Here is a 26,588-nt window from a genome sequence, read left to right on the forward strand (position 1 = left end):
AGTGCCAACTTGGTCTATGCCACGGCCACCGGCACACGCCAGTCGTGACGGTGTGCAGCGCGGCAGTATTGATGCGGTGCTGCGCACGCGCTATGCAGGTACGCGCAAGCTGCGCCTGAATTACGAGCTGGTGGGAGCAGCCATGGCACCGGTAGTGTTGGTGGCCGGCGGTATTTCGGCGCACCGGCATGTGGCCGCAAATGCAGTGGATCCCAGCGCAGGTTGGGCGCAAGGTTTGCTGGATGCAGGGCGCACCCTGGATCCGGCCAAGCTGCGGGTTCTGGCGTTTGATTATGTAGGGGCTGATGGCAGCATCGATGCGCCCATCGATACCGCCGATCAGGCCGATGCGATTGCCTTGTTGCTGGATGCGCTCGGAGTCGACGTGTTGGCAGGCTATGTCGGCTACTCGTATGGCGCATTGGTGGGCCTGCAGTTGGCGGTACACCACCCGCAGCGCCTGCGCAAGCTGGTGGCGGTCAGTGGCGTACATCGCCCGCACCCGTATGCGGCCGCGTGGCGCGCGCTGCAACGCAAAGCGGTGGCATTGGGCCGGTTGCAGTGTGCCGACGAGCAAGGCCTGTCTCTGGCGCGGCAGTTTGCGATGTTGAGCTACCGCACTCCGGAAGAGTTCGCCGAACGCTTTGATGCCGCGCCGGAGGTGTGCAATGGGCAGGTGCGGGTGGCCGCCGAAGATTATTTGGACGCCGCCGGTGCCAAATTTGTGGCGCGGGTGTCGGCCACCGCATGGTTGCGCTTGTCCGAATCGATTGATTTGCATCGGGTGGATCCGGCGCAGGTGGGCGTGCCGGTGTCGGTGATCGCGGTGGAGGGCGATCGCTTGGTGCCGATGGATGATGCGGTGGCCTTGATCGAGGGCTTGGCGGGGCGTGGCCGCTTGCGTGTGCTGCGCTCGCCGTATGGGCACGATGCCTTCCTCAAGGAAACCGACCGCATCAATGCGTTGCTGGCCAGCGAGCTGTTTGCCGGCAGCGCAGTCACTGGGCCTGCCATTGGAGTCTCGGCATGAGCACAGGGAACACCCCAGACACACGCCGGCCAGCAACCCGCGCCGTGCGTGCGGGTATTGATCGCGACAGCGCATTTGGTGCGGTGACCCCCCCCTTGGTGCTGTCCTCCAATTTCAGTTTTGCCGGCTTCAATCAGAAGCGTGCCTATGATTACTCGCGCAGTGGCAATCCCACCCGTGATTTATTGGGTGGGGCGCTGGCGGATATGGAGGGTGGCGCCGGCGGGGTGGTCACCGCCAGCGGCATGGGCGCGGTAACCTTGTTGCTGCATGCGTTGTTGCAGCCGGGCGATCTGCTGGTGGTGCCGCATGATTGCTATGGCGGCAGCTGGCGGCTGTTCAATGCGTTGGCCAACAAAGGTGCGTTCGAGTTGGTCACCTGCAACCTGACCGACCCACAGGCACTTGCGACAGCCTTGGCGCAGCAGCCGAAGCTTGTCTGGATTGAAACGCCATCCAATCCATTGCTGCGCATCACGGATTTGCAAGCGGTGATTACCGCCGCGCATCAAGTGGATGCGTTAGCGGTGGTTGACAACACGTTTTTGTCGCCGGCACTGCAGCGCCCGATTGCCGATTTCGGTGCTGATTTTGTGTTGCATTCCACCACCAAGTACATCAATGGGCATAGCGACGTGGTGGGCGGTGCGGTGGTGGCCAAGGATGCGGAGCAGCATCAACAGTTGACATGGTGGGCCAATTGTCTGGGCCTGACTGGCTCGCCGTTTGACAGTTTTCTGACCCTGCGCGGGCTACGCACCCTGGATGCCCGCCTGCGGGTCCATCAGGACAACGCCGCCGCGTTGGTGGCATTGCTGGACGGGCATCCTGCGGTCAGTGCGCTGCACTACCCCGGGCTGCCCACGCATCCGGGACACGCACTGGCGGCGCGCCAGCAATATGGATTTGGCGCAATGTTGAGCGTTGAACTCGTCGGTGGCGAACCCGCGGTACGCGCGTTTGTGGATGACTTGCAGGTGTTCACCTTGGCCGAATCACTGGGTGGGGTGGAAACCTTGGTTGCCCATCCTGCCAGCATGACCCATGCGGCGATGAGCCCGGAAGCACGCGCACTGGCCGGGATTACCGATGGCATGTTGCGATTCTCGGTGGGTATCGAGCATGTGGATGACTTGCTCGCCGATTTGGCAGCAGCGTTGGCGCGCGCTCAGGCGGCCTGCGTTGCGCTTGAAATCACCACGTCATGAGTGCAACGCCCGCCATGATGCATGGCCAGCACACGCCACCGGCACGCTTGGCACTGTTGGGCACCGGCACCGTAGGCAGTGCGGTCTGGGCGCGCCTGATGCAGTGGCAGGGCAGTGCATTGGGCGAGCGGCTGCGTTTGGTGTATGCGGCGAACTCGCGCTTTGCCTTGGGCAACCCAGCGGGGCTGCCGAGTGCGGCCACGGATGTGTTGCTTCAGCAGGCACCGCAAGCCAGCAGTTTGGAGGCGGTGGATGTTGCGCTGGCAGGCGACGGCGTGCGTATTGTGGTCGATGCCACGGCTTCGGCGCAGGTGGCCGACCAACACGCGCATTGGTTGGCACGCGGCATCCATGTGGTGACCGCCTGCAAACTGGGGCAGGGTACGGATTTGGCGCGCTGGCACGCCATCCAGGCCGCGTGCGAAGCCGGCAATACCGAGTATGGTGACAGCGCGACTGTGGGTGCCGGTTTGCCGGTGTTACGCACGATTCGGGCTTTGCAGGCGGGGGGCGACCGCATCCATGCCATCGCTGGGGTGTTGTCCGGTTCGCTGGCGTGGCTGTTCAATCATTACGATGGCATGCAGGCGTTTTCCGGCTTTGTTCGGCAGGCGCGTGAGGCAGGTTTTACCGAGCCGGACCCGCGTGAAGATTTATCGGGCGAAGACGTGCGGCGCAAGTTGCTGATTCTGGCGCGGGCGTCTGGCTACCGGCTGGAAGACAACGCGGTACAGGTGGACTCCCTGGTGCCGGCAGCGCTGGCAGGTTTGCCCCGTGAGGCACTGGATGCGGCCTTGCCCATGCTGGATGCTGCACTGCGCGAGCGTTACGCGGCAGCCTACAAAAATGGCGCGAAGTTACGTTTTGTTGCACGCCTGCAAGCCGATGGATTGGCCACCGTGGGGCTGGAGGCATTGCCTGCCGAGCATGCGCTGGCAGGTGGTGGTGGCACCGATAATCGGGTTGCGATCTGGTCGGATCGCTATGCCAAACAACCTTTGCTGATTCAGGGGCCAGGTGCCGGTGCCGAGGTGACTGCGGCGGCGATGTTGGATGATGCCTTGCGTATTCAAGTGGAGGCATCGAAGGCGAAAGTGCTGCCGGGACGGGCAAAAAACTCTTCTATGGGCAACGGGCGCTGAAATAGATAGCCCTGCGCGAAGTCGACCCGCAAGTCGCGCAGGCAAGCCAGTTGCGCATCATTTTCCACCTGTTCGGCTACCGCACGCATACCCAGCAGGTGGGCGATTTCGGTGATCGAGCGCACGATCGCTTCCGACAGCGGCGACTGATCCACATCGCGCACGAAACTGCCGTCGATCTTCAAATAATCAACCTGCAAATCACGCAGGTAGCTGAACGAACAAAAGCCAGTGCCGAAGTCGTCCAACGCGAAACGGCAGCCCATCTCGCGCATGCGCTGGATAAAGTGCCGGGTACGCCCCAAGTCCCGCACCACGCTGGTTTCGGTAATTTCCAGACACAGCTGTTCCGGCAGCAGGTTGCTGCGTTGCAGCCGGGTTGCGAAATAGTCGCCAAACTCGTCATCGGCCAATGTCGCTGCGCCCAGATTGAGGTTGCATTGGCGGATCAAGGGCAACGTTTGCGGGTGCGCTTCCAGCCAGTTCAAAAGGGCGCTCAACACATAGCGATCCAATCGTGGGCCCAGCCGAAAGCGTTCTGCCGCGGCAATCAGGCTGGCAGGTGGGTGCAGGTGGTCTTGCGCATCGCGCCAGCGCAGCAAGATCTCGAAATGGGCGCGGCCATCGCCTGCTGCGCGCAGATCCACTACCGGTTGGCACCACAATGCGAATTGGCGCTGATCCAGGGCCTCGCGCACATTCAGTGCGCTTTGCATCATGCGATTACGGGTATCCAGGCGTTCTTCATTCAGGCCGGCGACCAGCAACCGGTTGCCACCCAGCTCCTTGGCCTCATGGCAGGCGGCATCCACCTGCGACAGCAGTTCATCAAAACTGGCCTGCGGTGCGGTGCAGGTGACGATGCCAATGCTGGCAGTGGTGCGCAGATTACTGCCTTGCCATGCCACACGCATGTTCTCAATCGCGGCCAACAGGCGGCGGCCGGGAACGGTGGCCGCCGCTGCAGTTTGCTTGCATAACACCGTGAACTCGTCGCCACCGCTGTGTGCCAGCCACGCATCGTCGCCGAATTCGGCTTTCACCAGGCGGGCGACATGCCGCAACATTTCGTCGCCGGCGGCGTGACTTGCGGCATCGTTGATCAGTTTGAAATTGTCCAGATCGATATACAGCAGGCTGACATCGCCGTTGTGACTTGCCAGTACGAGGCGGGCTTGTTCTTCGAACGCATCGCGATTGAGCAGACCTGTCAATGGGTCGCGGGTGGCGCGCACATGCAACGCGGCCATCACCACATGACGCTCGTAGAAGGATGCTGCCAATAAAATCGGGATGGTCGAAATCACCACCAAAGTGGCCATCAACATGCTGGTGTCGGCCAGGGTTTCCGGACGCCGAAAGCCATCGATGCCCAAGCCCAGAATCATGGCCAAGGTAAACGTGGCGACGCTGGTGGCCAGTGCGGTGAACAGCGGTGGGAATCGAATCGCTGACCATAGCAATAGCACCACCGGGACGATGACCCCCGCCAGCGGGTACAGGCCGCCCTGATATGCGATGGGGATGATGACCAACAGGCCCACGCCCATGATCACGACCCAGCTCAAATATTCGCGCAGGCGCACGCGGTTGACGCCCGAGTGCAATTTGCGCAATTGCTTGCGGGTGATGAGCAACAACACGCTGGGAGTGAGCGCCGAGATTCCCAGCAAATCCCCCAGTGCCCACTGCAGATACACCCGCGGGACATCGCTGGAGGGAATCATCTTGGCCACCAGCATCCCGGTGCTGCCGATGCCGGCGCTGATCACGCATAGCAGCAGTGCGCCGCGCAGCAATAACAACCCGTCATCGGTGCGCAACTGCAGGGTTTTGCGGCGAGACCTCACATACAGGCATGCCACAACCGTGGCCAGCGCATTGCTGCAAATCGAAAAGCCAACAAACACGGGCGGTGCCGGTACTAACAGCAGATGCAGCAGGGCCTGTGCCATGGCGATGGCGAAGGCGTAGCGCAGACCAAACAGCAGCACCATGGCATACGCCAGACCGGCCGCGGGCCAGAACAACGTGACATCGGCGGGAGTACGCAGGAACCAGATGGTGATTGCCGCGCCACCAAAATACAGGGCGGTGAGCAGGATCATCCGTGATGCTGTGGCCAGCGCACCGTGCATAGCGTCAATCCCCGGCGAAGCAGAGCATCGGAGCAAGCCCCGCCCAACAGGGGTGGGCAGGCAGGTGAAGGAAGTGACTGGCTTGCACCATAGTGGTTGCACCGGTGGCTAAGTCAGTACCAGATTAACCCGAAACCGTGACGCAACAATCAGCCAGATTGACTAGCCCAACCTCAGCATTCGATGACGTTGACCGCCAGCCCACCACGGCTGGTTTCCTTGTACTTGTCCTGCATGTCGCGGCCGGTATCACGCATGGTTTTGATCACCTTATCCAACGACACCTTGTGCTGGCCGTCACCACGCAGGGCCATTCGGCTGGCATTGATCGCCTTCACCGAGCCCATCGCATTGCGTTCGATACAGGGGATTTGCACCAGCCCACCGATTGGATCACAGGTCAGGCCCAGGTTATGTTCCATGCCGATTTCGGCAGCATTCTCGATTTGCCCCAAGCTGCCACCCAGCGCGGCGGTCAAACCTGCGGCAGCCATCGAGCAGGCCACGCCCACTTCGCCTTGGCAGCCCACTTCGGCACCGCTGATACTGGCGTTTTCCTTGTACAAAATCCCCACCGCAGCGGCGGTCAGCAGATACGTGAAAATGCCAGCCTCGCGCACGCCAGCATCTTTTTCACTGGCGCAAAAGCGCTCGTAATAATGCGCAACTGCAGGCAGGATGCCGGCAGCACCATTGGTGGGCGCGGTCACCACGCGACCGCCGGCGGCGTTTTCTTCATTGACTGCCAGTGCATACAAATTCACCCAGTCCAACACCGTCAATGGGTCGCGCATCGCCGCTTCCGGGCGGCTAGCCAGTTCATGATGCAGGGCCGGTGCGCGGCGGGTGACGTGCAGACCGCCGGGGAGTGTGCCTTCTGCGCGAATGCCGCGTGCGACGCAAGATTGCATGGCCTGCCAGATTTCGCGCAGGCCGGCGCGAATGTCGTCCTCGCTGCGCCAGACTTTTTCGTTTTCAAACATTAATTGCGCAATCGTCAGGCCGCTGCGCTGGCACTGCGCGAGCAGTTCGTTGCCACTGGCAAACGGGTATGGCAACGGTGTGGTGTCGGCCACGATGCGGTCTTCGGCGGCCTCGTCCTGATTGACTACAAAGCCGCCCCCCACCGAGTAATAGTCGCGGGTGGCGATTTCATTGCCATCAACATCAAACGCAGAAAAGCGCATGCCATTGGTGTGGAACGGGAGCTTCTGGCGCTTGTTCATCACCAAATCACGCTTTTCATCAAACGCAATATCGCGCTGCCCAAGCAAATGAATTTTTTTGTCTTTGCGGATACGTTCCAATGCAGCGGGAATGATGTCGGGGTTGATTTCATTCGGCCAATGGCCTTCCAACCCCATCAACACGGCTTTGTCGGTGCCATGGCCACGGCCAGTCAGTGCCAGCGAGCCGAACACTTCGGCGCGGATGCGGGTGGTGCGTGACAACGTGTCGCTTTCAGCCAGCCAATGGCTAACGAAGCGGGCTGCGGCACGCATCGGCCCCACCGTATGCGAAGAGCTGGGGCCGATACCAATTTTGTACAGGTCGAAGGTGGAGACGGCCATGGGGGCTGCCAGTGTGGGGGAACGCTATTCTAGGCAGACTAGGCGCCGAACTGCGGATTTCCACTGATGTCCCTGACCTTGTTTCAGCGTGACAATTGCCATTTATGCGAGCTGGCTCTGGATGTGCTGGCACAAGCACGCGCCCCCGAATTTGAGACCGTGTTCATTGATGACGATACGGCGCTGGAGGCCCGCTACGGCTTGCGTGTGCCGGTGCTGTGCGATGCGGTCAGTGGTGCCGAATTGGACTGGCCGTTCGATGCCCAGCGCGTGCGTACATTTTGCGGCACCCGGTAGTCGCCACTATGGAGCGGGTTTGAACACGACCTTGGTGCTGATGGCAATGGTGTTGGGGATGAGCTTGGTATCGGCCCATTGCCCACCGCCCACACCGAAGTCCAACCGCTGCACGTTGGCGTGGCCTGTCAGCACCGGAGTTGCGCCGGGTGTCCAGGCAAAGGTGAGGGTGACCGGCTTGTTGATGCCGTGCAGGCTGAGTTGGCCATCGGCGGCGTAGCGGTTGCCGCCCAAGCTGCGGAACTTGGTGGCGGTGAAGCTGGCCTGCGGGAATTTGCCTGAATCGAAAAACGCCGCGCCACGCAGCTCATTGTCGTAGCTGCTGTTGCTGGTGACGGCGGTGGCCAGCGGGATCTTCACGGCCAACCTGGCATTGGCCAGTTGTTTGGGGTCAAAACTGAGGCGGCTGGTAAAGCCCGGAAACGTGCCGGTAAATACCTCGCCCTGGTACTTCCCGGAAAATGCCAAGCTCGAGCCTTGGGCTTGCACGTAGTCGGCGGCAAGTGCCGGCATGGATAGCGTAAGCGCGAGCGCCAGTGACGCGAACACAGGTCCATTACGCATCGGGAGTCTCCGGTTGGGCCGCCCGCAACCAGCCACGCGGCAGCATGCGGGCAAGCGTGGCATCGCCCATAAACAAATGGTGGTAAAACGCAGCCGCCGCATGCAGCAGCACCAAGGCGACCAGCGTCCAGAACAATGTTTCGTGGGTCTGTACGGCAAGCGCATGCAACGCGTCGTTATGGCCGGTCAACGCCGGCAGATTGAATAAACCGAACCACTGCAAGGGGAAGCCGGCAGCGGAGTTGAGCAGCCAACCACTCAGCGGCATTGCCAGCAACAGTACATACAATGCGATGTGGGTCAGCTGAGCAATGCGGTGTTGCCAATGCGGGCTGTCGGTCAGTGGCGTGGGGCTTCCGGCAAATAGGCGCCAGCCGATGCGCAGGAGAACGATTGCCAGCACGCAAAGGCCGATGGATTTGTGCAACGCATAGGTGGCTATTTTGTCCGGCCCATTGGGCAACGCACCCATGCGCAGACCAATCCACGCCAGCAACAGCAACAACACAAGCGTGAGCCAGTGCAGGCATTGGCTGATGGCACCCCAGCGGATGGTGTTTTTCAGCGGCATCACGGGTTCTCGGTGGAAGGTTGCGCAGGCCTTGCGGGAGCGTTTGGCGGGTTGTCCGGCACAGGTTCGAGTGCTGCAGGTGGCGCGGTCTCGCCACGTTGGCGATAGAGTTCGGCCTCGATGCGCAACTCGACGTTGTCACCTACTAACGCCTGCCAGTGGGTCATGCCGAAGTCGCTACGCTTGAGCGTGGTACTGGCCGAGAACCCCAGTGTCTGGCGGAACGGCGGCATTGGGTGGCGTGCAGCGCGATTAAGTGTCAATGCCATGCATAACGGGCGGGTAACCCCGTGCAAGGTCAGTGCGCCACAGGCGGTGCCGTGGCTGTCGTCGGTGCGGGTCAGTTGATCCACCACCCAACGCGCCTGCGGGTAGTGGGCGGTATCCAAAAAGTGGGGCGCTAATACCGATGTGGTCCAGCCAGCATCGCCCATGTCCAGCCGCTGCATGGGTACGACTACCTCCATGCGTGTGCCTTGCCAGCTGTCGGCATCGAAATACAACTGCCCTTGCGCCCCGGAGACGGTGCCGATGGCTTGCGAGAAGCCGGCATGGTCAACGCCGAACATCACCCGCGTATGTACCGGATCAAATGCATAGCGCGCCGGCCCTGCAGCCAGAGATGGCAGGCTGCATGCCAGCAGCAGGGGCATGGCAAACAGCAAATGGGGCGGCAGGCGGCAAGACATGATCGGGATTCTATGCGCAGCGGCATGCGGGCGGTGTGCTTGCAAGTGCAACGAAGCGTTGCCAGCATTGTGGCCGGCGAGGGGATGGGGAATCACTATGCGGCGACAAGTCGCGTGCGTGTTGCTGTTGTTGCTGGCCTGCGCGTGCGTGTGTGCGGCAGTGCCCGAGCGCCCGCGGTTTCGCATTATCGGGAGTAGCCAAGGCCTGCCATCGACCGATATCAAGGCTTTGGTGCGTGATCAGGATGGCTACCTGTGGATTGGTACTGCCGATGGTTTGGCGCGCCATGATGGCGTGGGGATGCGGGTCTGGCGGCATGATCCAGACGCCCAGCAGGGACTGCCCGGCAACAATGTGCAGGCGTTGCTGGTGGATGCGCGTGATCGCATTTGGGTAGCAGTAGAAGGCGAAGGGGTGAGCGTGCTGGACGCCAGCCGCCAGCACTTCATCCGCTATCGCAAGACCAGTCACCCAGCGCTCGAAAGCGATGATGTGTGGGCGATGGCAAGACAGGGCAGTGCGGTTTGGTTGGGTACGTTTGGGGGCGGCTTGACGCGGATTGATGCCGATGGAGGGCAGCGGCATTTCAACAAACAGCACAATGGCCTGCCCGCAGACACCGTGTTGTCGCTGGCGGTGGATGCACAGGGCGTGCTGTGGGTGGGCACCACCAAAGGCTTGGCCCGCTTGCAAGGCGAGATCTTTGAAACCGTGGAATTGCCCGCTGCCGAAGGCCCGCAGATGATTTATTCGCTGGCCGCCCAATCCGATGGGTTGTGGGTAGGCGGCGCGCAGGGCATTTGGCGGCGTACCGGCGGGCAATGGGCGCAACCGGCGTGGTCACCGATGTTTCAACGGCCCAACGCGCTGTTGGCTATTGTCACCGATACCCGCGGTGATCATTGGATCGGAAGCCAACGTGGACTATGGCATCAGGACGGAGCAACCCCGCCGGTGCCGGTGCCGATGGGCGGTCCGGACATTGCACGGGCGATCGGCAGTTTGCTGCTGGAGCACGGCCAGGCGCTGTGGGCTCCGGTGCAAGGTCGGGGGCTGGGCTACCTGCGCGCCGACTGGCGTCAGCAGGTGCAATTCCAGGGGACAGAAGACGGCCTGCATGGCGCGATGTACAGGGCCTTGGGCAAGGCCGGGGATGGCGGCATTTGGCTGGGCGACATGGGCGGTATGATTGAGCACATGGATGCGCAGGGGCGCATTGCGATGCTGGACCCGGCGTCGCTTGATCAGCTGCACAACATCAAACCAGTGGTGATTACCGAAGACCGGCAGCGTCGGCTATGGCTTGGGCATCGCGGTGGGCTGGTGCGTATCAGCCGCAATGGCGGTGTCGAGCAATGGGCCAGCGACGCTGCCAGCGATCCGGTGCCTAGTGGGCAAATCGGGTGGTTATTGCATCCTGCCGACGGCAGTCAATGGTTGGCTGCTCCTGGTGGGGGTGTGCAGCAACGTGACCCCGACAGCGGCAAGCTGCTGCGCGATTTACCGGCGGGGATTGCCAGCGGATTGGGTGAAGCCGATATCGAAAGCATGGTGCTGGCCGCGGACGGCAGCCCGTGGATCGCATGCAGCACCGGGATTTTGCAGTTCGACGCCAGCAGCGGGCGGTTCCAGCCGGTGGCGTCGATGGGCAGCGAGCGGGTGTATGCGTTGGCGTTCGATGGGGCCGATACGCTGTGGTTGCAGCGATTGTCTGGTTTGGAGCAATACCAACGGCACGGTGCGGTATGGCGGCAACACACACGCATCGACACCCGCCATGGGATGCCGGCGGTTGCCGCCGCGGCATTGTTGGTGGACGCGCAGCATCGGCCATGGATCACCACCTCACGCGGGTTGTATCGCTGGGATCCGCAGCGTCGCAATTTGCGCCACGTCAGCATGCAGGACGCTGCCAGCAGTGAGGAGTTTTTGGAGCGCGCCGCACTGCTGCGCGATGATGGCTTGCTGGTGGCGGCTACCGCCGATGGTGGTTTGCGGCTGGTCGATACCAGGCTGGCCGACGCCGCACCGGTGCAACCGGTACTGCGCTTTGACGGCATCGACGTGCGCCGCGATGGCGGCTGGCAAGCCCTGCCCACTCAACGCGCTGTGCGCCTGGGCGCGAACGATCGCGAGGTGCGGATTCGCGCACGGTTACTGATGTTCGATGACCCCGCCGGCAATCGCTACTGGTCGCATCTAGATGGGTTTGACCGTACATGGGTGGCGCTAGGCAATAGTGGCGAGCGCGTGTTCACCGGGTTGGCACCGGGGCGCTACGTGGTGCGCATGCGGGCCCAAGATGCCGCCGGCAATGCCGCACCCGAGCAGGTGCTGCACTTCGATGTGCCCCCGCCGTGGTGGCGCAGTGGGTGGGCGCAGGCGCTGTATGTGCTGGCCGTACTGGGTCTCATCGGCCTGTTGGCGTGGTGGTATCGGGCGCGCTTGCAGCGGCGTCATGCATGGGAGTTGGCCGAGCACAAGCGCGCACTGGCAGAGCAAGCATCGGAAGCCAAATCACGGTTTCTGGCCACCCTTGGGCATGAGGTGCGTACGCCCATGACTGGCGTGTTGGGGATGAGCGAATTGCTGCAAGGCAGCACACTGGATGCGAGACAGCGCTCGCAAGTGGATGCCATTCGGCGCGCCGGCGAACATCTGTTGCGGCTGGTCAATGACGCGCTGGATCTGGCCAGGATTGAGGCAGGCAAATTGCAGTTGGCAAATACCGATTTTCCGCTGCGCCCCTTGCTGGACGAAGTCGCGGCTTTGATGGCGCCGGTGGCTGAGCGCAAGGGTTTGGTATTCGTGGATGGCATTGCGCCCAGCGCACCATTGACGGTGCATGGTGACCGCACCCGCGTGCAGCAGATTTTGCTGAACCTGATTGGCAATGCGGTGAAATTCACCGAGACTGGCCACGTTGCGCTGGAGACATTTGCGCTGCATTCGGACGGCGTGTGCTTTGTGGTTGCCGACACCGGCCCCGGGCTCAATGCCGAGCACAAGACCCGCCTGTTTCGACGCTTTGAACAGGCTGAAGGTGTGCGCACCACCTCGCGTTATGGTGGCAGCGGGCTGGGGCTGGCGATCAGCCAGGAGCTGGCAGCGGCGATGGGTGGTCGCATTCGCGTGGAAAGCGAGCCAGGCAAGGGCACCCGCTTCATCGTCGAGCTGCCGTTGCCAACGGTTGCGCCTGCCCGCAACACCCTGCCACTACCGAAGATCACAACGCCGGCCGCGGCACTATCGCTGCTCCTGGTCGAAGACGACCCCATCGTGGCCGAGGTGATGCAAGGCTTGTTGCGCGCACAAGGGCACCATGTGATGCACGCTGCGCACGGACTGGCCGCGTTGGGCGAAACCACCCGGCACACCTTCGATGCCGCGTTGCTGGATCTGGATTTACCCGGCATGGACGGGCTGAGTTTGGCCAAATTACTGCGCGCCCGCGGCTTCAATGCACCACTGCTGGCAGTCACCGCCCGTTCTGATGCCGATGCCGAAGCACACGCCCGCGCCGCCGGCTTCGACGGCTTTTTGCGCAAACCCGTCACTGGCGAATTGTTGGCGCAGGCGTTGGAGTCGCTGCAGGCGGCAGTGGTTTAGCGCGTTCGAGGTTCGCTTCGTTGTGACAGCGCACCCGGCGCGACCGGGGCAGCGCAAGTCGCTCCCCGATACTCGCTTGGTTGCGCTGCCCCGGTCGCGCCGGGTGCTTGTCGCGCTTTGGGGCGCTGATGGTTCCGGGTGCGTCAGCGCGCGCTGTAGCAGTGCACCTCGTCCACCAGCGCGGCGACGTGCTCGGGATTCATGTCGGGCGACATGCCGTGGCCAAGGTTGAATACATGGCCTTCGCGGGAGCCGCCGTTGCCGTCGCGGTAGCTGTCCAGCACTGCGCGCACTTGCGCGCGCACTGCGTCGGGGCTGCCGTACAGCATGGCCGGGTCCAAGTTGCCTTGCAGCGCCACCGAGCCACCGATGCGGCGGGCGGCATCTTCCAGCGTGACGGTCCAGTCCATGCCCACGCCTTGCGCGCCGCTGGCGGCCAGTGCTTCCAGATGCGCGGCATTGCCCTTGCCGAACAGGATCAGCGGGGTGTCGCCGCGTTGGAGTTCGCGGGCAATGCGGGTCAGATACGGCAGCGAGAATGCGCGGTACATCGCCGGCGACAGCGTGCCGCCCCAGGTGTCGAATACCTGCAATGCCTGCGCCCCGGCGGCGTGCTGCGCGGACAGGTAGGCGATCACCGCATCGGTGACCACATTCAGCAATTTGTGCATCAGCGCCGGTTCGTTCAGCGCCAGCGCCTTGATGCGGCCAAAGTCCTTGCTGCCGCCGCCTTCCACCATGTAGCAGGCCAGCGTCCACGGGCTGCCGGAAAACCCGATCAGCGGGATCGCGGCATCCAGCTCGCGCCGGATCAAGCTGACCGCATCCATCACGTAGCGCAGGGAACTGCCCATGTCCGGCACCGCGAGCTTGTCGATGTCGGCGGCGCTGCGCACCGGACGCTCGAACTTCGGGCCTTCACCATCAACGAAGTACAGGCCAAGCCCCATTGCATCGGGCACGGTAAGAATGTCGGAAAACAAGATTGCGGCATCCAGCGGAAACCGGCGCAGCGGTTGCAGCGTCACTTCGCAGGCGATCTCCGGATACTTCGCCATACCCAGAAAACTGCCGGCCGCAGCGCGGGTGGCGCGGTATTCCGGCAAGTAGCGGCCGGCTTGGCGCATCAACCAGACCGGTGTGCAATCCACCGGCTCGCGGCGCAGAGCGCGCAGGAATCTGCTGTTGAAAGCCGGGTCATTGTGCATGGCGTTGGACACGTTGAAGTCTCGTTGGTGTGCCCGCACTGCGTACAGCAGCGGGCAGGGGAAGGGCGCTACTTCGGCGCATCGGCGCCTTGCGCGAACATCAGTTGAAAGCCTTTTTTCAGTTGCGCATCGCGTTCTTTTTGCAATGCCAACAGCGCACTGGCTTGATCGGCAAACAGCGATTTACGCAGCGTGCTGCGGCCACCGGTGTGGCCGCTTTCACGCAGCAACGTCCAGCCACCCAATAAATCAGGCTGGAGCTGGAGTTGCACAAAGCGCGGAGCTTCGTGGCCATCGGGACGTTGTTGTAACAAGAGGCGCATGTGGCAATTGTAACGAACCGGGGTAACGGGGTTAACGGTAACGGGGTCAGGTTCACATACCTTCCACTTGTCCGGTTGCAGGCATGATCTGGCCGGGCGATGCCCTGCCCTCACCCCAGGCCGCGTCAGAAGTGAACCTGACACCATTTGGTGCGCGCTACACTCGCCGCCATCCCACCGGCAGCGCGGCACACATGATTGAAGTTCAGGGCTTGGGCAAGTGTTACGGCGACTTCACCGCAGTGGAGGCGGTGTCCTTCCAGGTGGCCGCCGGCCAAATCATGGGTTTGGTGGGCCCCAATGGCGCGGGCAAAACCACCACGCTGCGGTGTTTGGCCGGGATTATCCCTGCCACCACCGGGCATGCGCGCATCGGCGGGGTGGACATTGCTGCCGACCCGGTGGCAGCCAAACGCCAGTTGGCTTTCATTCCCGATGAACCCCGCTTGTTCGAGCACCTCACGGTAGAGCAGCACCTGAATTTTGTCGCACGTCTGTATGGCGTGGCCGATTGGCAGCAACGGGCGCAACCGCTATTGTCTGAATTGGAAATGGACGACAAGCGTCGCCTGTTGCCGTCCGAATTGTCACGCGGGATGAAGCAGAAACTGGCGATTGCCTGTGGCTTGCTGCACGCGCCACGGGCGGTGATTCTGGATGAGCCACTGACCGGACTGGATCCATACGGCATTCGGCGCATGAAAAACAGCATGCGACGACTGTCGAGTGAAGGCGTGGCGATCATCCTCAGCTCGCATTTGCTGGACCTGGTGGAAGAGGTGTGCACCCATTTGCTGATTTTGAAAGACGGGCACAAGCTGGCCGATGGGTCGGTGGCGGAGGTGCGTGCCCGCTACATGGCGGATGGCGAAACCCGTCTGGAGGATGTATTTTTCCGCGCCACCGGCGAGTCCGAGTCGCCGTCAGAGGATGCGCGCGCATGAGTACGCTGGCAGCGTCCAACCGCTTTACCGCGGTCGCCGGGGCGTTTTTCTATCTGCAAATCACTTCGCTGTACAACAACCTGCGGCGTCGCTTGCTGCGCCTGCGGCAACCCAAATATCTGCTGGGTGCGCTGGCCGGTGCGGCGTACATGTATGCCTTCGTGTTTCGGCACTTGCTGCGTAGCGATACCGCCCGGACCACTTCGCTGCAGGCGATGCCGTCTGCGTTATTGAGCGATTTGCCGGTGTTGGCGGCTTTGGTGTTGCTGTTGATCGTGTGGCTGGATTGGCTGTTTGCCGGCGAGGGAGTGGAGCTTGGGTTTTCCGAAACCGAAATCGCCTTTTTGTTTCCCGCACCGCTAACCCGCACGGCATTGATTCAATACAGCTTGCTGCGCTCGCAATTGGCGATCTTTTTTTCCTCATTCTTGTTGGGTCTCCTGTTGCGACGTGGCGCGGCGTTCGGCGGGCATCCACTGCAATACGCCACCGGCTTGTGGCTGTTGCTGTCGATGGGGCGGCTGCATTTGCTGGCGGCTGCGTTTACGCGCGAGCGGCTGGCACAACGCGGTCTGGGCATTTGGCCGCGACGTGCGCTGGTGCTGTTGGTGGGCGTGGTGCTGGCGGCCGTGTGCTTGTGGCCGGTACACGCCCAGTTGGCGCTGCCACCGATGGATACGTGGAAGGATGCTGCGGTGTTGCATGCGTGGTTTGTACACATCGTGACCAGTACCCCGCTGGTCTGGTTGTTACTGCCATTGCAGTGGGCGGTGGCGCCGTTATTCGCGGCCGATACCGCCAGTTTTCTGCATGCCTTGCTCCCGGCGCTGGGCCTGTTGGGGCTGCATTACTGGTGGGCGGTGCGGGTGCAGGTGAGCTTCGAGGAAGCCACGATTGCGCATGCGCGCCGGCAGGCACTGCGGCAGTCCGCCCGCCGCGAAGGGCGTCTGCGTGAGCGCGCGCCCAGCAAGCCGCGCAGTGCGCCCTTTGTACTGGCCGCCAATGGTGTTCCTGCGCTTGCCTTCCTGTGGAAAGGGTTGCTGGCGTTGGGGCCGATGTATCGCTTGCGCAGTTGGTTGCTGGCCTGTGTGCTGGCCTTCATCGGGGTGCAGTGGGTCGCCGCGCAGCCATGGGCGAAGCCGGCGTTGCTGGCGAGCGGTGCAGGATTTTTGATGCTCGGTGGCTGGGGGTTGTTGTTCGGGCCGATGTTCATGCAACGCAGCGTGCAGCGCTTGCTGGAGTATCTGGACATCCTCAAGTCCACCCCATTGGGCGGGCGGCAGATTGCCTTGGGGGAATTGGCAACCCCGGTTGCGTTGATGAGCTTCCTGCTCTGGTTATTGCTGTGGATCACCGCACTGTGCTTCGTGATGGCCGGTGGGCGGGGTGTGTTTACGCCGATGGTGATCACGATGACGGCGGTGGGGGTTGCGCTGCTGGTGCCACCCCTGAGTGCGTTGATGCTGTGCCTGCCGTTTGCCGGCACCTTGTATTTCCCGGCATGGATCGCACCGGCAAAAGGCGGTGGCCGTGGGGTGGAGGTGATGGGCCAGCGCATGATTTTCATGGCCGGCTATTGGCTGACATTGTTGCTTGCCCTGCTGCCGGCAACGCTGCTGGCCGGGGTGATGTTTTTGCTGGTGAACTGGCTGCTTGGGCTGCTGCTGGCCACGCTACTGGCGGCAGTGGCCGCCTGTGCGGTCTTGCTGTTGGAACTGCACGCGGTGCTGGGCGTGTTGGGCCGCCGCATTGATGACTTCGATGTGTCGCAGGAGCTGCGCTAATCGTGCGGTAGCGCTGCGGCGTGCTGTGCCGGGCGCGGGATCAGTTACCAGCCGGCGGCACCTTGTTCTTCGGTGGCGCTGAAGTTGGAATGGGTGCCGCTGGAATCATTGGCCGCGCCGGTCGAAAAATACGCCACGCCGGTGCCGGCGGCACGGTCGATCCACAGCCCTGAGAGCAGGCCGTAGGCATTGCCGCTGTGGCCGATGCGTGGGCGGCCATCGCCAAACAAATCATCGCGGCACTGCTTGCCATCACCCCGTGCCAAATACTGCACGGCCAGCCCGTAGGCGCAGAAGAATCCGCCGCGATTGGGCTCGTCCTCTTCACCAATCACGCCATTGTTGCCGTTGTATTGCCATACCGGCGTCGCCAGCAAGGCGACCGACGTCGGCTGCAAAATACGCACACCATCCAGCTCGCCATCGTTGAGCAACATGCGACCAATACGGGCCAGATCGCGAGCGGAAATACGCAAGCCGCCTTGCGGCGAGAACAAGGTGCCGTTCTCGCCTGGCCGCCAACGCGATAAATTGCAACTGCCGTCGCGCGCGGCAATCACAGCACAGGCAGGAGCCTTGCCATGCAAATCGTCTTTCTGCGGCGCGCTTTTTTCATCGTACAAAACCACCGCACGGGCGAGCGCAGCTTGGCTGCAACCTGACCAATTGAAACATGCGTCCAGCTGCATCGGGAACAACACCAGTCGGCGCATCAAGCGGTCGAAGCGCTCGCCACTGGCGCGCTCCATGGTTTGTGCCACCAGTGGGAAGTTGAGGTTGGTGTATCGAAAGAATGTGCCGGGTGGGTGCTGGCTGTCCCATGCCTCGGGCTGGATGGTGAGAATGCGGATGTCGTCACCCAGCGGCACATTCCAGTAGCCGGCGCGGTCGGTCAGGCTGGAGGTGTGCGAAAGCAACATGCGCAAGGTGATGGGCACCTGTGGGAATGCCGGGTTGCGCAGCGAAAAACCGAGCAAGCCAGAAACATCTGCGTCCAGATTCAATTGGCCCGCTTCCACCAGACGCATCGCACCGATCGTGGTGACCAGCTTGCTGATCGAGGCAATCCGCGCCGGGTCATCGGCGCTCAAAGCGCGCTGGGCACCGATGTCAGCCAGACCTTCTGTATGCACGCTGGTTTCGCCATGACGATCGAAGCTGACACGCACCCGTGCCACCGGGTCACCCGCATGTGCGCAGCCGACAGCCAGCAGCAGGGCAAGGGTGGCAAATCGTATGAGCAAGGACATCGCAGTAATTCCAGACAGTGCGCCAGCGGGCGCAATCAGTGCAGGGTAGCTGAACCGTGGCTATCCAGAGCAAGGGGCATGACTTCCTGCCCATGTGCGCTGGGTGATAGGTGTACTACTATACCAACACACCAAGACAGGAGAGATTCATGTTCACCTTCAAAGCTCCACGCAATCCCAACCGCCCCGACCGCCGCCAAGTGCCGCGTCATCTGGAAGATCGTGGTTTCGAGCCGCATGCACGTGAGCGCGAATTCGGTATCGGGTATGGCCGTAGCAGTGGTTATGCCCGCGTGCGCAGCTATGTCAGCACGCAGCCGATGTTGTTCCGCTGCCGTTGAGCCGACGCGTTTGATCTATTCTTTTCGCACTCGCGGTTCACTCTTGACCTACCCCTATGGAAGCTCGTCCATGAAGATCCCGGCTCTTGCGGCATGCCTCTTGACCCTGCTTATCCTGCCACTCGCCAGCCAAGCGGGAAACTGCAAGCTGGATATCAATCCTGTCACCAGTGGATTTTTCCTCAACCCCACCTTGGACAGGCTGATGGTGCAATCCATGACATCGGTGAAGCCTGGATTTGACTGCAAGTTGCAGAAGGGTGATGAGATCGTGCAGATCAACACCCAGCTGGTGAAGGGGCAGAAGGCAAGGGTGGTGCAGGCCTATTGGAAGGGGTTAAAGCAAGATGCACCCGTCACATTCAAAGTGATGCGTGGTGGCAAGCCAATGACATTGATGCTGGAAGACTAACAAGCCGCTGCCCTGCAGCCGTCCTCAAGCACGGCACGCGCTCACATATGTTTGAACAAGGTCATGAACGGCTGACTGACGAGCAGCGTTTCCGGACGCTGCTTCAGCCGTACCGTGCCGCGCCCGCTATCGTCGCGGGTAATGCCGGCAATGGCTTTCAGATTGACAATCGTGGCGCGGTGGATCTGCTTGAAGGTGTTGCTATCCAGCCGTGGCAGCAACTCGCGCAACGAGCTGCGCAGCAGCGCCTCGCCTTCGGCGGTCATCACCGTGGTGTATTTCTGGTCGGCGCGGAAATACAGCACGTCATCGATTAGGATCAAGCGGGTTTCACGGCCGGCGCTGGCGGTGAGCCAGGTCAGCGGCTGCACCGCGCTGGCGGGTTGTGGCAGCGCGCCCAGTTTTTCCAGCAGGGCGGCCATCTGGGCCGCGTCCGGCACGGCGTCGCGGGCTTGCAAGCGGGCCACGGTGGCATCCAGCCGTTCGGGTTTTACGGGTTTGAGCAGGTAATCCATCGCGCCACGTTCGAAGGCATCGATGGCGTATTGGTTGTAGGCGGTGACAAACACAATCTGGGTGCGCGGGCTGGCATCGGCGGCGGCGGCGGCGACCTCAAGCCCGGTCAGGCCGGGCATGCGGATATCGAGGAAGGCGACACTGGGTAGATGTTCGGCCAGGGCCTCCACCGCGCTGGCACCGTCTTCGCATTCTGCAACGATGCGCAGCGCCGGCCATGCGCGTGCCAATTCAGTCACCAGCGCTTGCCGCAACAGGGTTTCGTCTTCGGCGACGATGCAGGTGGGGGCATCAGACATTGGGCGTGACTCCGCTGGCGGGCACGGTGAGGGTTGCAGCCACGCCGCTGGGGAAGTTGGCGATCACCGACAGATTGGCCGCGCCGGCATAGCGCAAGCGCAGGCGTTCCCGCACGTTTTTCAGGCCGATGCCGGTCCCGCTGGTCTTGCTGTTGAAGCCTTCGCCATCGTCGGCCACCGTCACCGCCACCAGGCCGTCATCGCGGTGGGCGCGAATCCAAATCGTGCCGCCACCGGTGCGGGGTTCCAGTCCGTGCTTGATCGCGTTTTCAACCAGGGTCTGCAACATCATCGCGGGCAGCGGTGTGGCGCGCAGTGCTTCGGGGACTGCAACCTGTACGGCAAGGCGGTCACCCATGCGGATCTTCAGGATTTCAAGATAAGCCAGCGCCCGTTCCAATTCCGCACCCACGCTGGACATCTCGTCCTCGGCACTGGGCAGCGAGCGCCGCAAGTACTGGATCAAATGCCCCAGCATCGCCTCGGCGCGAGCGGGGTCGCTGCGCGTCAGCAGTTGCGCGCTGGCCAGCGTGTTGTACAGGAAATGCGGCTCCACCTGTGCATGCAGCAAATGCAGCTTGGCCTCGGTCAATTCCTTTTCAGTGGCCGTTTGCGCCACGCTGGCTTGTTCACTGCGCCGGCGCTCGCCAATACGGCGGGTGATCGCACGTGCAATGGCTTCGGCATTTTCGAAATTGATACCGTCATCGACCAAAAACCAATCGCTCCACGCCGGACTTTCGGGTTCGCAAATGAGCGTCACCCGGCCGCTGTCACCGGCGGGGGTGACAGTGGCCTGCAACAGGTTGTGCGAGGGAGCGAACCACAGCAACGGGTTCCAACGCCGCAGTGGCGGCTCGCCATACAAATGCGGCCGCGCCACCTTGGCTTTCACCTGCAAACTGTCCCGCGCGCTGCGCACAGCGTCCACCCCGGGTAGCTCGCGGATCGCGGCATCCACCAGGTCAAATGCTTCGCCGGCTTCCAGTGGAATTTCGATCAAGCGTTTCTGGCGGTTGTCCAAGGTCTCGTTGTCGATGCGCCCGGCAATCATGCGCACCCGATGCAGGTGCGAAAACGCACCGGCAATCACCAGCCCCAACGTGCCGAATGCAAACAGCAGTATCGGTGCGGAGAAGTCGCCAATCAGTGGCAAGCTGGAGTACAGCGCCACCACCAACATCACCGCCATGCCCCAGGTGGTGGCAAGCCGCAGAATGAAAAACAGACGTTTGAACATGAGTGTTGGCAGGGTTGTCAGGTTGCGGGTGAGGATAGGGACGAGCGTTCGCTTGTGAAGTGTGGCTGCGATGAAACGCCGCCAGCTGCCGATGGATGGGACCTGGATCGGCTTGAATGTGTGTCAGAGTTTGCGCTGCTGCTGCCCCGCATTGTTCCGATGATGCAAGCTTGGCAGTGAAACCACCACAACGCATGAGGCGAACCATGTCCCGAAATCTCTATGTCACCCTGCCGGTGAAAGATGTGCAACGGAGTGTCCACTTCTTTGCCGCACTCGGCTTTGCATTCAATCCGAAATTCGCCAGTGACAATGGCGCGGCACTGATCATCAACGACACTACAACCGTCATGCTGGCAAGTGAAGCCTTCTTTTCCACGCTGACCAAAGTGCCGATCACGGATGCCCGCCAAGCCACGGAGGCGCTGTTCTCGCTCTCCCTGGATAGCCGTGCGGACGTGGATGATCTGATCCGCAAGGCCGTGGCTGCGGGTGCGGAAGAGGGGCACGATCCAGAGGACTACGGCTTCATGTACCAGCGCGCCTTTATTGATCTGGATGGTCACCAGTGGGGCGTGTTCCAGATGAACGCGGAAGAGTGACTGGCGCAAACAACAAAGCCACCCGCAGGTGGCTTTGTGCAAGCACTATCGGGTCAACTCAACGTGCGGCGGTGCGGTTGAAGTCGCGGCGCAGCCAGCTGTCGATCATGCGTTTCTCGTAGCGCAGCGGGTCGCTGTCGTTGATCATGCCGGAATTGACCATGAACGCCATGTCGGTGAGTTTGCGCTCGCCTTCCGCCACTACCGCGCCGCTGGCATCGGTTTCGCGGTATTTCACCGTCATCCGCGGCGGGTAGATGTCGCGGATCATGCGGATATTCTGGCGATCCAGCCCATGCCAAGGTTCATAGCGGCCGGCGCGCTGGATATCGACGATGGTCAATTCCAGTTTGTTGCCGGGTGCCAGTTGCTTGTCGGCTTGCTTGCGCATGTATTTGGCGAGCTGAATCAGCCAGTCACCCTGCGCCGATTCAAAGCGGTTGCCGCTGGCTTTGAGCTCGGTGAAGGTGGCTGGGTCGGCCCACGCCACGCTGACCGGGCCGTTGTCGGGCAGGGCACGCGGCGCATCCTTGGACAGCAGGGTGTTGCCGGCAACGGCGCTTCCGGCCATCGCCAACGTCAATCCAAGTGCGAGCAATTTGGTATTCATGTGCACTCTCCGTTGGGGGGATAAGGCCAGTGTGCCGCGTTGCACGGGCAGTGGCGAGGACCCCCGCAAAGGTCAGTCAGCCGGCGTTGCGTCTTGCGTTTCACTGTCCTGGAACCAGGCTTCCACCGTGCCACGCAGCTTCAAGGTCATCGGCATGCCACGGCGATCCAGTGAGCGCCCCGCCTGCACGCGAATCCAGCCTTCGCTGATGCAGTACTCCTCGACATTGGTGCGTTCGCTGCCGTTGAAACGGATGCCCACGCCGCGCTCCAGCAACGCGGCATCGTGAAATTTGCTGCGCGCGTCATTGGACAGGCGATCGGGCGGGGTATTGGTATTGGACATGGCCATGCTGCCGGCGTTCGGGGCCGACAGCATACAAGGTACCGCTCAGCGCAGCTTGCGCGACACCGCGAAGAAGACCAGATTGCCCAGCCCCAGCGCGCCCACCAGCACTGCGATCACGCCGGGGGTGATTTCCTGCCAGCCGCGCAGGTCCACGATACCAAACCCCAGTGCCAGCGCCACCAAGGTGATGCCCCAGCGCAGCGATGCCAAGCGACGAGCGGTTTCATCGCCTTCCAGAATGCCGCGCACCAACGCCGGATCCCCGTTGCTGGCGACCAGTTGCTTGCGCACGCGGGCATCCACAACGGCTTTGATCGCATAGGTGATGCAGAGGAACAAGGTGATTGGAATGAGTAATGCGAAATCCATGATGGTCTCCTGTGAGGGGTCGGCGGCCGCAGTGGCCGTTCGCTGCAAGAGATACGGCCGGGCCGCAGCCGGTTGCAGCGATGTGCGGCATTGTTTGGAAACCGATTGCAACCAAACCCGCCTTCGGCGTATCCAGTGATGGATGGAAGCCGATCGCGCCCTCGTCGAAGCCGTCCTCGCCCGCCGCCCCGGTGCGTTCGAGCAATTGGTGCGCGACTACCAGGGACTGTGTTGGCACGTGATCCAACGCATGGTGCAGCACCCGGAAGACACCCGCGAGCTGTGCCAGGACGCTTTCCTGCGCGTGCATCGCTACTTGCACCAATACCGTTTCGATAGCCCACTGAAATCGTGGATCGGGCAGGTGGCCTATGCGGTGGCCAAGCGCCATCTGGAGCGCAAGCGGATCCTGCTGGCCGAACCGGCCGGCGATGACGATGGGCTGTCTTTGCTCGACAACATCGGCGATGGGTTCGATCTTGTCGCCACCTTCGCCGGTGCCGAAGCCGAGCGCGAACTGCATGCCGCGATCGAGCGCCTGCCGCCGCTGCAGCGCACACTCTTGACCCTGTATCACCTGGAAGAACTGCCGATCAGCGAGATTGCCCTGATCACAAGCCTGGCCGAAGGGACAATCAAGAGCCATCTGTTTCGCAGCCGCAATCAATTGCGCAAATTACTGGTTGAACACATGGGAGTTGCCGCATGAACATCCACGACCACACGCCAGCCCACTCGCACGGCCGCAACGTGGACGGTATCGATGCACAGCGCTGGCAAGCACAGGAAGCCGCACGCCGGGGCGATCCCGCCGCCGATGCCGGCGACCTGCGCATCGCCAGTGCCTTGCGCCATGCACCGCCAGTGGACTTGCCTGTCGATTTTGCGGTGCAGATGGCGGGGCTGGCACACGCCCAGCAGCAAGCCTCCAGCGTGCTGGAACAACGCTTGCTGCGTGCACTGGTGCTGGTGTTTGCGCTGTCGGCAGCGGCGGTGGTGGCTTGGTATGGCCGTGGCTGGGTAGCCGGCCTGAGCGTTGCATTACCCGGTGGTGGTGACGCACTGGGCTGGTGCGCGGCGGCGGCGCTATGCCTGTTGTGCAATTGGGCGCTGGGTGGGCTGCGGCGGCGCGGGTTGCCGGTGGGCTGATTGCGCAGAGGGGTTCCTTCCGTGTGCGTGGAAGGCAGCAGAAGACGCGGTACGCGCGCACCTGCCGTAAACTTCGGGCATGTCATCTCCGCACGATTCCGTCCTGGACGCTCTTCTGTACCCGTTTGCAGAAGGCCTGCTGCACTGGCCGCAAGCCGCGCCGGTGTTGTTCCTGCGTGGCCGTGAAGGTGCGGCGCTGCATGGGTTGCCCCACGCGGCACTGGTGGCCACCCAGTCGTTCAAACCGGAAGCCGCACGGCTGGAGCGCATCGGCATCACACTGCTCGATGAAGAGGCCTTGCCTGCACACCACTACCCGCTGGTGTTGGTATTGCCGCCGCGGCAGCGCGAGGAAGCGCGCGCGTTGTTGGCGAAGGCGTGCCGGGCGGTTGCCGCCGATGGCGTGGTGGTGGCCGCAGTCAGTAATGACGAGGGCGCGAAGTCACGCGAGGCCGATCTCAAGCACTTGGCAGGCAATGTCAGCACACTCAGCAAGTATCACTGCCGGGTGTTCTGGACGCGCCCGCAGGCCGCTTGGGAGGCCGCGCACATCGCGCAATGGGCGCAGGCCGATGCACCGCGTCGCCAGCCGTGCGCAGAGCTGCCGGCAGGCGCGTTCCACACGCGGCCGGGGGTGTTCGCTTGGGATCGCGTGGATGCCGCGTCGCGCATGCTGGCCAACGTGCTGCCGGCCACGCTGCGCGGCCGGGTGGCCGATTTGGGGGCGGGCTGGGGGTATCTGTCGATGCAGGTGTTGGCGCGCTGCCCGCACATCACCGCGTTGGATGTGTATGAAGCCGATGCCCGTGCGCTGGCCTTGGCGCAGCGCAACCTGGCCGATGCCCGCGTGCCGGTGCATTGCCATTGGCAGGATGTCGAACGCGGCGTGAGCGAGCGTTTCGATGCCATCGTCTGCAATCCACCTTTTCATGCCTTGGGGCGCGGTGATCGTCCCGACATCGGCCGTGCATTCATCGCTGCGGCCAGCGCAGCGCTCAAATCCGGTGGCCGCTTGTGGCTGGTCGCCAACCGCCACCTTCCCTACGAGGATGCGCTGGGCAGCGGCTTTGCGCAGGTGCGCAGCGTGGCGCAAGACGGCGGGTTCAAGATCATCGAAGCGGTGAAGGCATGAAGCTGGTCAAGCACCTTGCCAACCTCGGTTATGGCAGCCGCAGGGACGTGCAGTGGCTGTTTCGCGAAGGCCGCATCACCGACGCCGATGGCGACGTGCTGTACGCCGATGATCCGGTCGATCACGCCAGCATTCGCATTGACGGCGAAGTGCTGGATCCGCCGTGCGGCATGTTGTTGATGCTCAATAAACCCACCGGCGTCACCTGTTCGACCAAGGATGCGGGGCGGGTGGTGTTCGATTTGTTTCCACCACGCTACCGCCAGCGTAGCCCGGCGCTGTCCACCGTGGGACGGCTGGATCGCGACACCTCGGGCCTGTTGTTGTTGACCGATGACGGGCAGCTGCTGCACCGGATCATTGCGCCCAAATCCAAATTGTCGAAGGTCTATCTGGCCACGCTGGCGCAAGACTTGCGCGGCGATGAAGCCGCGTTGTTCGCCAGCGGCACGTTGCTGCTCGAAGGCGAAAGAACACCGCTGCTGCCGGCGGCGCTTGACGTGCTGGATGCCCGCACTGCCCGGCTGACCTTGCACGAAGGCCGCTACCATCAGGTGCGGCGGATGTTCGCGGCGGTGGGCAATCACGTGGTGGCGTTGCATCGCGAACGAGTGGGTGGATTGACGCTAGGCGCGTTAGCGCAGGGCGAGTGGCGGATGTTGGGCGATGCGGAGCGCGCCGCGCTATTTGTTTAGCAAGGCGGCAAACCCTTCCGCACCCAATGCCTGCATCGTCTTGATATTGCGCTCGATAATGCTATCCGGTTCCGGGTAGGCCGCTACCGCACGTGCCACGCTGTCTTCGCGCAGCAGATGCAAACACGGGTAGGGCGCACGATTGGTCAGGTTTTCGGCATCGTCGGGCGCGGTGCCGGCGAACTGATAGTCGGGATGAAAACTTGCCACTTGCAGCACGCCTTCAAGCTGCAAGGCTTCGACCAAGGCATCGGCAGTGTCGAGAAAATCGTTGTAATCCAGAAAATCGCCCAGCACCTGCGGATGCACCAATAGCGTAGTGTCGGTTTGCGTGGCTGGGGTGTCGCGCAGCAGGACGAGTTCTTCGCCCAATTGCTCCAGCAAGGCGGATGCCGTGCTGGCATCGCTGATCACGATGCGCACCTGCTCTTTGGCGTACACCGCTTTGGCAAATGGGCATAGATTCAGCCCGATCACCGCCCGCTCCAGCCAGCGGCGGATGTCTGCTTCGACCTGTGCGTCTGTCGGTGTGGCGGCGATGTGCAT

Annotated in this window: 28 protein-coding genes; 14 read left to right on the forward strand and 14 right to left on the reverse strand. The window is 62.3% G+C overall.

What is annotated here, in order from left to right:
* The first annotated feature begins 16 nt into the window (after nucleotides 1–16).
* From metX to K7B09_RS01725, 3 genes are read left to right on the forward strand one after another with little or no spacing between them, the layout of a single operon-like run.
* Nucleotides 17–1,030: a homoserine O-succinyltransferase MetX gene (gene metX, locus K7B09_RS01715; protein ID WP_223626112.1), complete on the forward strand. Its 1,014-nt coding sequence runs from the start codon at nucleotides 17–19 to the stop codon at nucleotides 1,028–1,030.
* Nucleotides 1,027–2,238 carry a cystathionine gamma-synthase gene (gene metB, locus K7B09_RS01720; protein WP_223626114.1) on the forward strand — a complete coding sequence of 404 codons (1,212 nt, stop codon included), beginning with the start codon at nucleotides 1,027–1,029 and terminating at the stop codon, nucleotides 2,236–2,238. The genes metX and metB overlap by 4 nt, the downstream gene beginning before the upstream one ends.
* Nucleotides 2,235–3,380: a homoserine dehydrogenase family protein gene (locus K7B09_RS01725; protein WP_223626116.1), complete on the forward strand. Its 1,146-nt coding sequence runs from the start codon at nucleotides 2,235–2,237 to the stop codon at nucleotides 3,378–3,380. Before metB ends, K7B09_RS01725 begins: the two co-directional genes overlap by 4 nt.
* Here K7B09_RS01725 and K7B09_RS01730 read toward each other — a convergent pair.
* Together K7B09_RS01730 and K7B09_RS01735 are read right to left on the reverse strand one after the other, a co-directional pair.
* Nucleotides 3,308–5,488 (reverse strand): putative bifunctional diguanylate cyclase/phosphodiesterase, encoded by a 2,181-nt coding sequence (locus tag K7B09_RS01730; RefSeq protein WP_223626118.1) that lies wholly within the window; start codon nucleotides 5,486–5,488, stop codon nucleotides 3,308–3,310. The two genes, K7B09_RS01725 and K7B09_RS01730, sit on opposite strands and share 73 nt — an antisense overlap.
* 203 nt (nucleotides 5,489–5,691) lie before the next feature.
* Nucleotides 5,692–7,089: an L-serine ammonia-lyase gene (locus K7B09_RS01735; RefSeq protein WP_223626121.1), complete on the reverse strand. Its 1,398-nt coding sequence runs from the start codon at nucleotides 7,087–7,089 to the stop codon at nucleotides 5,692–5,694.
* A gap of 66 nt (nucleotides 7,090–7,155) precedes the next feature.
* On the opposite strand from K7B09_RS01735, the gene K7B09_RS01740 reads away from it, so the two are divergent.
* Nucleotides 7,156–7,386, forward strand: a complete 231-nt coding sequence (locus K7B09_RS01740; RefSeq protein WP_223626123.1) for a glutaredoxin family protein — start codon at nucleotides 7,156–7,158, stop codon at nucleotides 7,384–7,386.
* Between the two features lie 6 nt (nucleotides 7,387–7,392).
* Here K7B09_RS01740 and K7B09_RS01745 read toward each other — a convergent pair whose 3' ends face one another.
* Genes K7B09_RS01745 through K7B09_RS01755 form a run of 3 tightly spaced genes read right to left on the reverse strand, consistent with a single transcriptional unit; the run spans nucleotide 7,393 to nucleotide 9,210 of the window.
* Nucleotides 7,393–7,950 (reverse strand): YceI family protein, encoded by a 558-nt coding sequence (locus K7B09_RS01745; protein WP_223626125.1) that lies wholly within the window; start codon nucleotides 7,948–7,950, stop codon nucleotides 7,393–7,395.
* Entirely contained in the window at nucleotides 7,943–8,521 is a 579-nt protein-coding gene (locus tag K7B09_RS01750) for a cytochrome b (RefSeq protein ID WP_223626127.1), read from the reverse strand. The genes K7B09_RS01745 and K7B09_RS01750 overlap by 8 nt, the downstream gene beginning before the upstream one ends.
* On the reverse strand, nucleotides 8,521–9,210 hold the full coding sequence (locus K7B09_RS01755) for a YceI family protein (protein WP_223626129.1): 690 nt from the start codon (nucleotides 9,208–9,210) through the stop codon (nucleotides 8,521–8,523). Before K7B09_RS01755 ends, K7B09_RS01750 begins: the two co-directional genes overlap by 1 nt.
* A gap of 97 nt (nucleotides 9,211–9,307) precedes the next feature.
* On the opposite strand from K7B09_RS01755, the gene K7B09_RS01760 reads away from it, so the two are divergent.
* Entirely contained in the window at nucleotides 9,308–12,820 is a 3,513-nt protein-coding gene (locus K7B09_RS01760; RefSeq protein WP_223626132.1) for a sensor histidine kinase, read from the forward strand.
* A gap of 143 nt (nucleotides 12,821–12,963) precedes the next feature.
* On the opposite strand, the gene hemE is transcribed toward K7B09_RS01760, so the two are convergent.
* Both hemE and K7B09_RS01770 read right to left on the reverse strand, forming a co-directional pair.
* Nucleotides 12,964–14,028 carry a uroporphyrinogen decarboxylase gene (gene hemE / locus K7B09_RS01765; protein WP_223627696.1) on the reverse strand — a complete coding sequence of 355 codons (1,065 nt, stop codon included), beginning with the start codon at nucleotides 14,026–14,028 and terminating at the stop codon, nucleotides 12,964–12,966.
* A 68-nt stretch (nucleotides 14,029–14,096) separates the two neighbouring features.
* Nucleotides 14,097–14,351: a WGR domain-containing protein gene (locus K7B09_RS01770; protein WP_223626134.1), complete on the reverse strand. Its 255-nt coding sequence runs from the start codon at nucleotides 14,349–14,351 to the stop codon at nucleotides 14,097–14,099.
* 83 nt (nucleotides 14,352–14,434) lie between these two features.
* Here K7B09_RS01770 and K7B09_RS01775 point away from each other — a divergent pair, with 83 nt between their 5' ends.
* Together K7B09_RS01775 and K7B09_RS01780 are read left to right on the forward strand one after the other, a co-directional pair.
* Nucleotides 14,435–15,295 (forward strand): ABC transporter ATP-binding protein, encoded by an 861-nt coding sequence (locus K7B09_RS01775; RefSeq protein WP_223626136.1) that lies wholly within the window; start codon nucleotides 14,435–14,437, stop codon nucleotides 15,293–15,295.
* A complete protein-coding gene (locus K7B09_RS01780; protein ID WP_223626138.1) occupies nucleotides 15,292–17,079 on the forward strand; it encodes a putative ABC exporter domain-containing protein in 1,788 nt (595 codons plus the stop codon). The genes K7B09_RS01775 and K7B09_RS01780 overlap by 4 nt, the downstream gene beginning before the upstream one ends.
* A 44-nt stretch (nucleotides 17,080–17,123) precedes the next feature.
* Here K7B09_RS01780 and K7B09_RS01785 read toward each other — a convergent pair whose 3' ends face one another.
* The gene (locus tag K7B09_RS01785) at nucleotides 17,124–18,329 is read right to left on the reverse strand and encodes a serine hydrolase domain-containing protein (protein WP_223626140.1); all 1,206 of its coding nucleotides are present in this window, start codon (nucleotides 18,327–18,329) and stop codon (nucleotides 17,124–17,126) included.
* A 149-nt stretch (nucleotides 18,330–18,478) separates the two neighbouring features.
* Here K7B09_RS01785 and K7B09_RS01790 point away from each other — a divergent pair, with 149 nt between their 5' ends.
* Entirely contained in the window at nucleotides 18,479–18,670 is a 192-nt protein-coding gene (locus K7B09_RS01790) for a hypothetical protein (RefSeq protein ID WP_223626142.1), read from the forward strand.
* A gap of 70 nt (nucleotides 18,671–18,740) precedes the next feature.
* Nucleotides 18,741–19,082 carry a PDZ domain-containing protein gene (locus K7B09_RS01795; RefSeq protein ID WP_223626144.1) on the forward strand — a complete coding sequence of 114 codons (342 nt, stop codon included), beginning with the start codon at nucleotides 18,741–18,743 and terminating at the stop codon, nucleotides 19,080–19,082.
* Between the two features lie 41 nt (nucleotides 19,083–19,123).
* Here K7B09_RS01795 and K7B09_RS01800 read toward each other — a convergent pair whose 3' ends face one another.
* Together K7B09_RS01800 and K7B09_RS01805 are read right to left on the reverse strand one after the other, a co-directional pair.
* Nucleotides 19,124–19,897: a LytR/AlgR family response regulator transcription factor gene (locus K7B09_RS01800; protein WP_223626146.1), complete on the reverse strand. Its 774-nt coding sequence runs from the start codon at nucleotides 19,895–19,897 to the stop codon at nucleotides 19,124–19,126.
* Nucleotides 19,890–21,137: a sensor histidine kinase gene (locus K7B09_RS01805; RefSeq protein WP_223626148.1), complete on the reverse strand. Its 1,248-nt coding sequence runs from the start codon at nucleotides 21,135–21,137 to the stop codon at nucleotides 19,890–19,892. The genes K7B09_RS01800 and K7B09_RS01805 overlap by 8 nt, the downstream gene beginning before the upstream one ends.
* A gap of 206 nt (nucleotides 21,138–21,343) precedes the next feature.
* Here K7B09_RS01805 and K7B09_RS01810 point away from each other — a divergent pair, with 206 nt between their 5' ends.
* Nucleotides 21,344–21,739: a VOC family protein gene (locus K7B09_RS01810; RefSeq protein ID WP_223626150.1), complete on the forward strand. Its 396-nt coding sequence runs from the start codon at nucleotides 21,344–21,346 to the stop codon at nucleotides 21,737–21,739.
* 58 nt (nucleotides 21,740–21,797) lie between these two features.
* On the opposite strand, the gene K7B09_RS01815 is transcribed toward K7B09_RS01810, so the two are convergent.
* The 3 genes from K7B09_RS01815 to K7B09_RS01825 form a co-directional block, all read right to left on the reverse strand.
* Entirely contained in the window at nucleotides 21,798–22,349 is a 552-nt protein-coding gene (locus tag K7B09_RS01815; RefSeq protein ID WP_223626152.1) for a DUF3016 domain-containing protein, read from the reverse strand.
* 72 nt (nucleotides 22,350–22,421) lie between these two features.
* Nucleotides 22,422–22,694: a DUF3297 family protein gene (locus tag K7B09_RS01820; protein WP_223626154.1), complete on the reverse strand. Its 273-nt coding sequence runs from the start codon at nucleotides 22,692–22,694 to the stop codon at nucleotides 22,422–22,424.
* A gap of 45 nt (nucleotides 22,695–22,739) precedes the next feature.
* Complete coding sequence (locus tag K7B09_RS01825; RefSeq protein ID WP_223626156.1) at nucleotides 22,740–23,066, reverse strand: hypothetical protein; 327 nt, start codon at nucleotides 23,064–23,066, stop codon at nucleotides 22,740–22,742.
* 142 nt (nucleotides 23,067–23,208) lie between these two features.
* Here K7B09_RS01825 and K7B09_RS01830 point away from each other — a divergent pair, with 142 nt between their 5' ends.
* The 4 genes from K7B09_RS01830 to K7B09_RS01845 all read left to right on the forward strand — a co-directional run bounded on the left by K7B09_RS01830 (nucleotide 23,209) and on the right by K7B09_RS01845 (nucleotide 26,042).
* Nucleotides 23,209–23,775, forward strand: a complete 567-nt coding sequence (locus tag K7B09_RS01830; protein ID WP_223626158.1) for an RNA polymerase sigma factor — start codon at nucleotides 23,209–23,211, stop codon at nucleotides 23,773–23,775.
* Nucleotides 23,772–24,215, forward strand: a complete 444-nt coding sequence (locus K7B09_RS01835; protein ID WP_223626159.1) for a hypothetical protein — start codon at nucleotides 23,772–23,774, stop codon at nucleotides 24,213–24,215. The genes K7B09_RS01830 and K7B09_RS01835 overlap by 4 nt, the downstream gene beginning before the upstream one ends.
* Nucleotides 24,216–24,294: 79 nt before the next feature.
* Nucleotides 24,295–25,347 carry a class I SAM-dependent methyltransferase gene (locus K7B09_RS01840; RefSeq protein ID WP_223626160.1) on the forward strand — a complete coding sequence of 351 codons (1,053 nt, stop codon included), beginning with the start codon at nucleotides 24,295–24,297 and terminating at the stop codon, nucleotides 25,345–25,347.
* Nucleotides 25,344–26,042, forward strand: coding sequence for a pseudouridine synthase (locus tag K7B09_RS01845; protein WP_223626162.1), 699 nt, complete (start codon nucleotides 25,344–25,346; stop codon nucleotides 26,040–26,042). The genes K7B09_RS01840 and K7B09_RS01845 overlap by 4 nt, the downstream gene beginning before the upstream one ends.
* Here K7B09_RS01845 and K7B09_RS01850 read toward each other — a convergent pair.
* Nucleotides 26,031–26,582 (reverse strand): DUF1415 domain-containing protein, encoded by a 552-nt coding sequence (locus K7B09_RS01850; RefSeq protein ID WP_374348137.1) that lies wholly within the window; start codon nucleotides 26,580–26,582, stop codon nucleotides 26,031–26,033. The two genes, K7B09_RS01845 and K7B09_RS01850, sit on opposite strands and share 12 nt — an antisense overlap.
* Between the last annotated feature and the right edge of the window lie 6 nt (nucleotides 26,583–26,588).

Origin of the sequence: Thermomonas beijingensis (genome assembly GCF_020034655.1) — a bacterium.
Taxonomy (GTDB): domain Bacteria; phylum Pseudomonadota; class Gammaproteobacteria; order Xanthomonadales; family Xanthomonadaceae; genus Thermomonas; species Thermomonas beijingensis.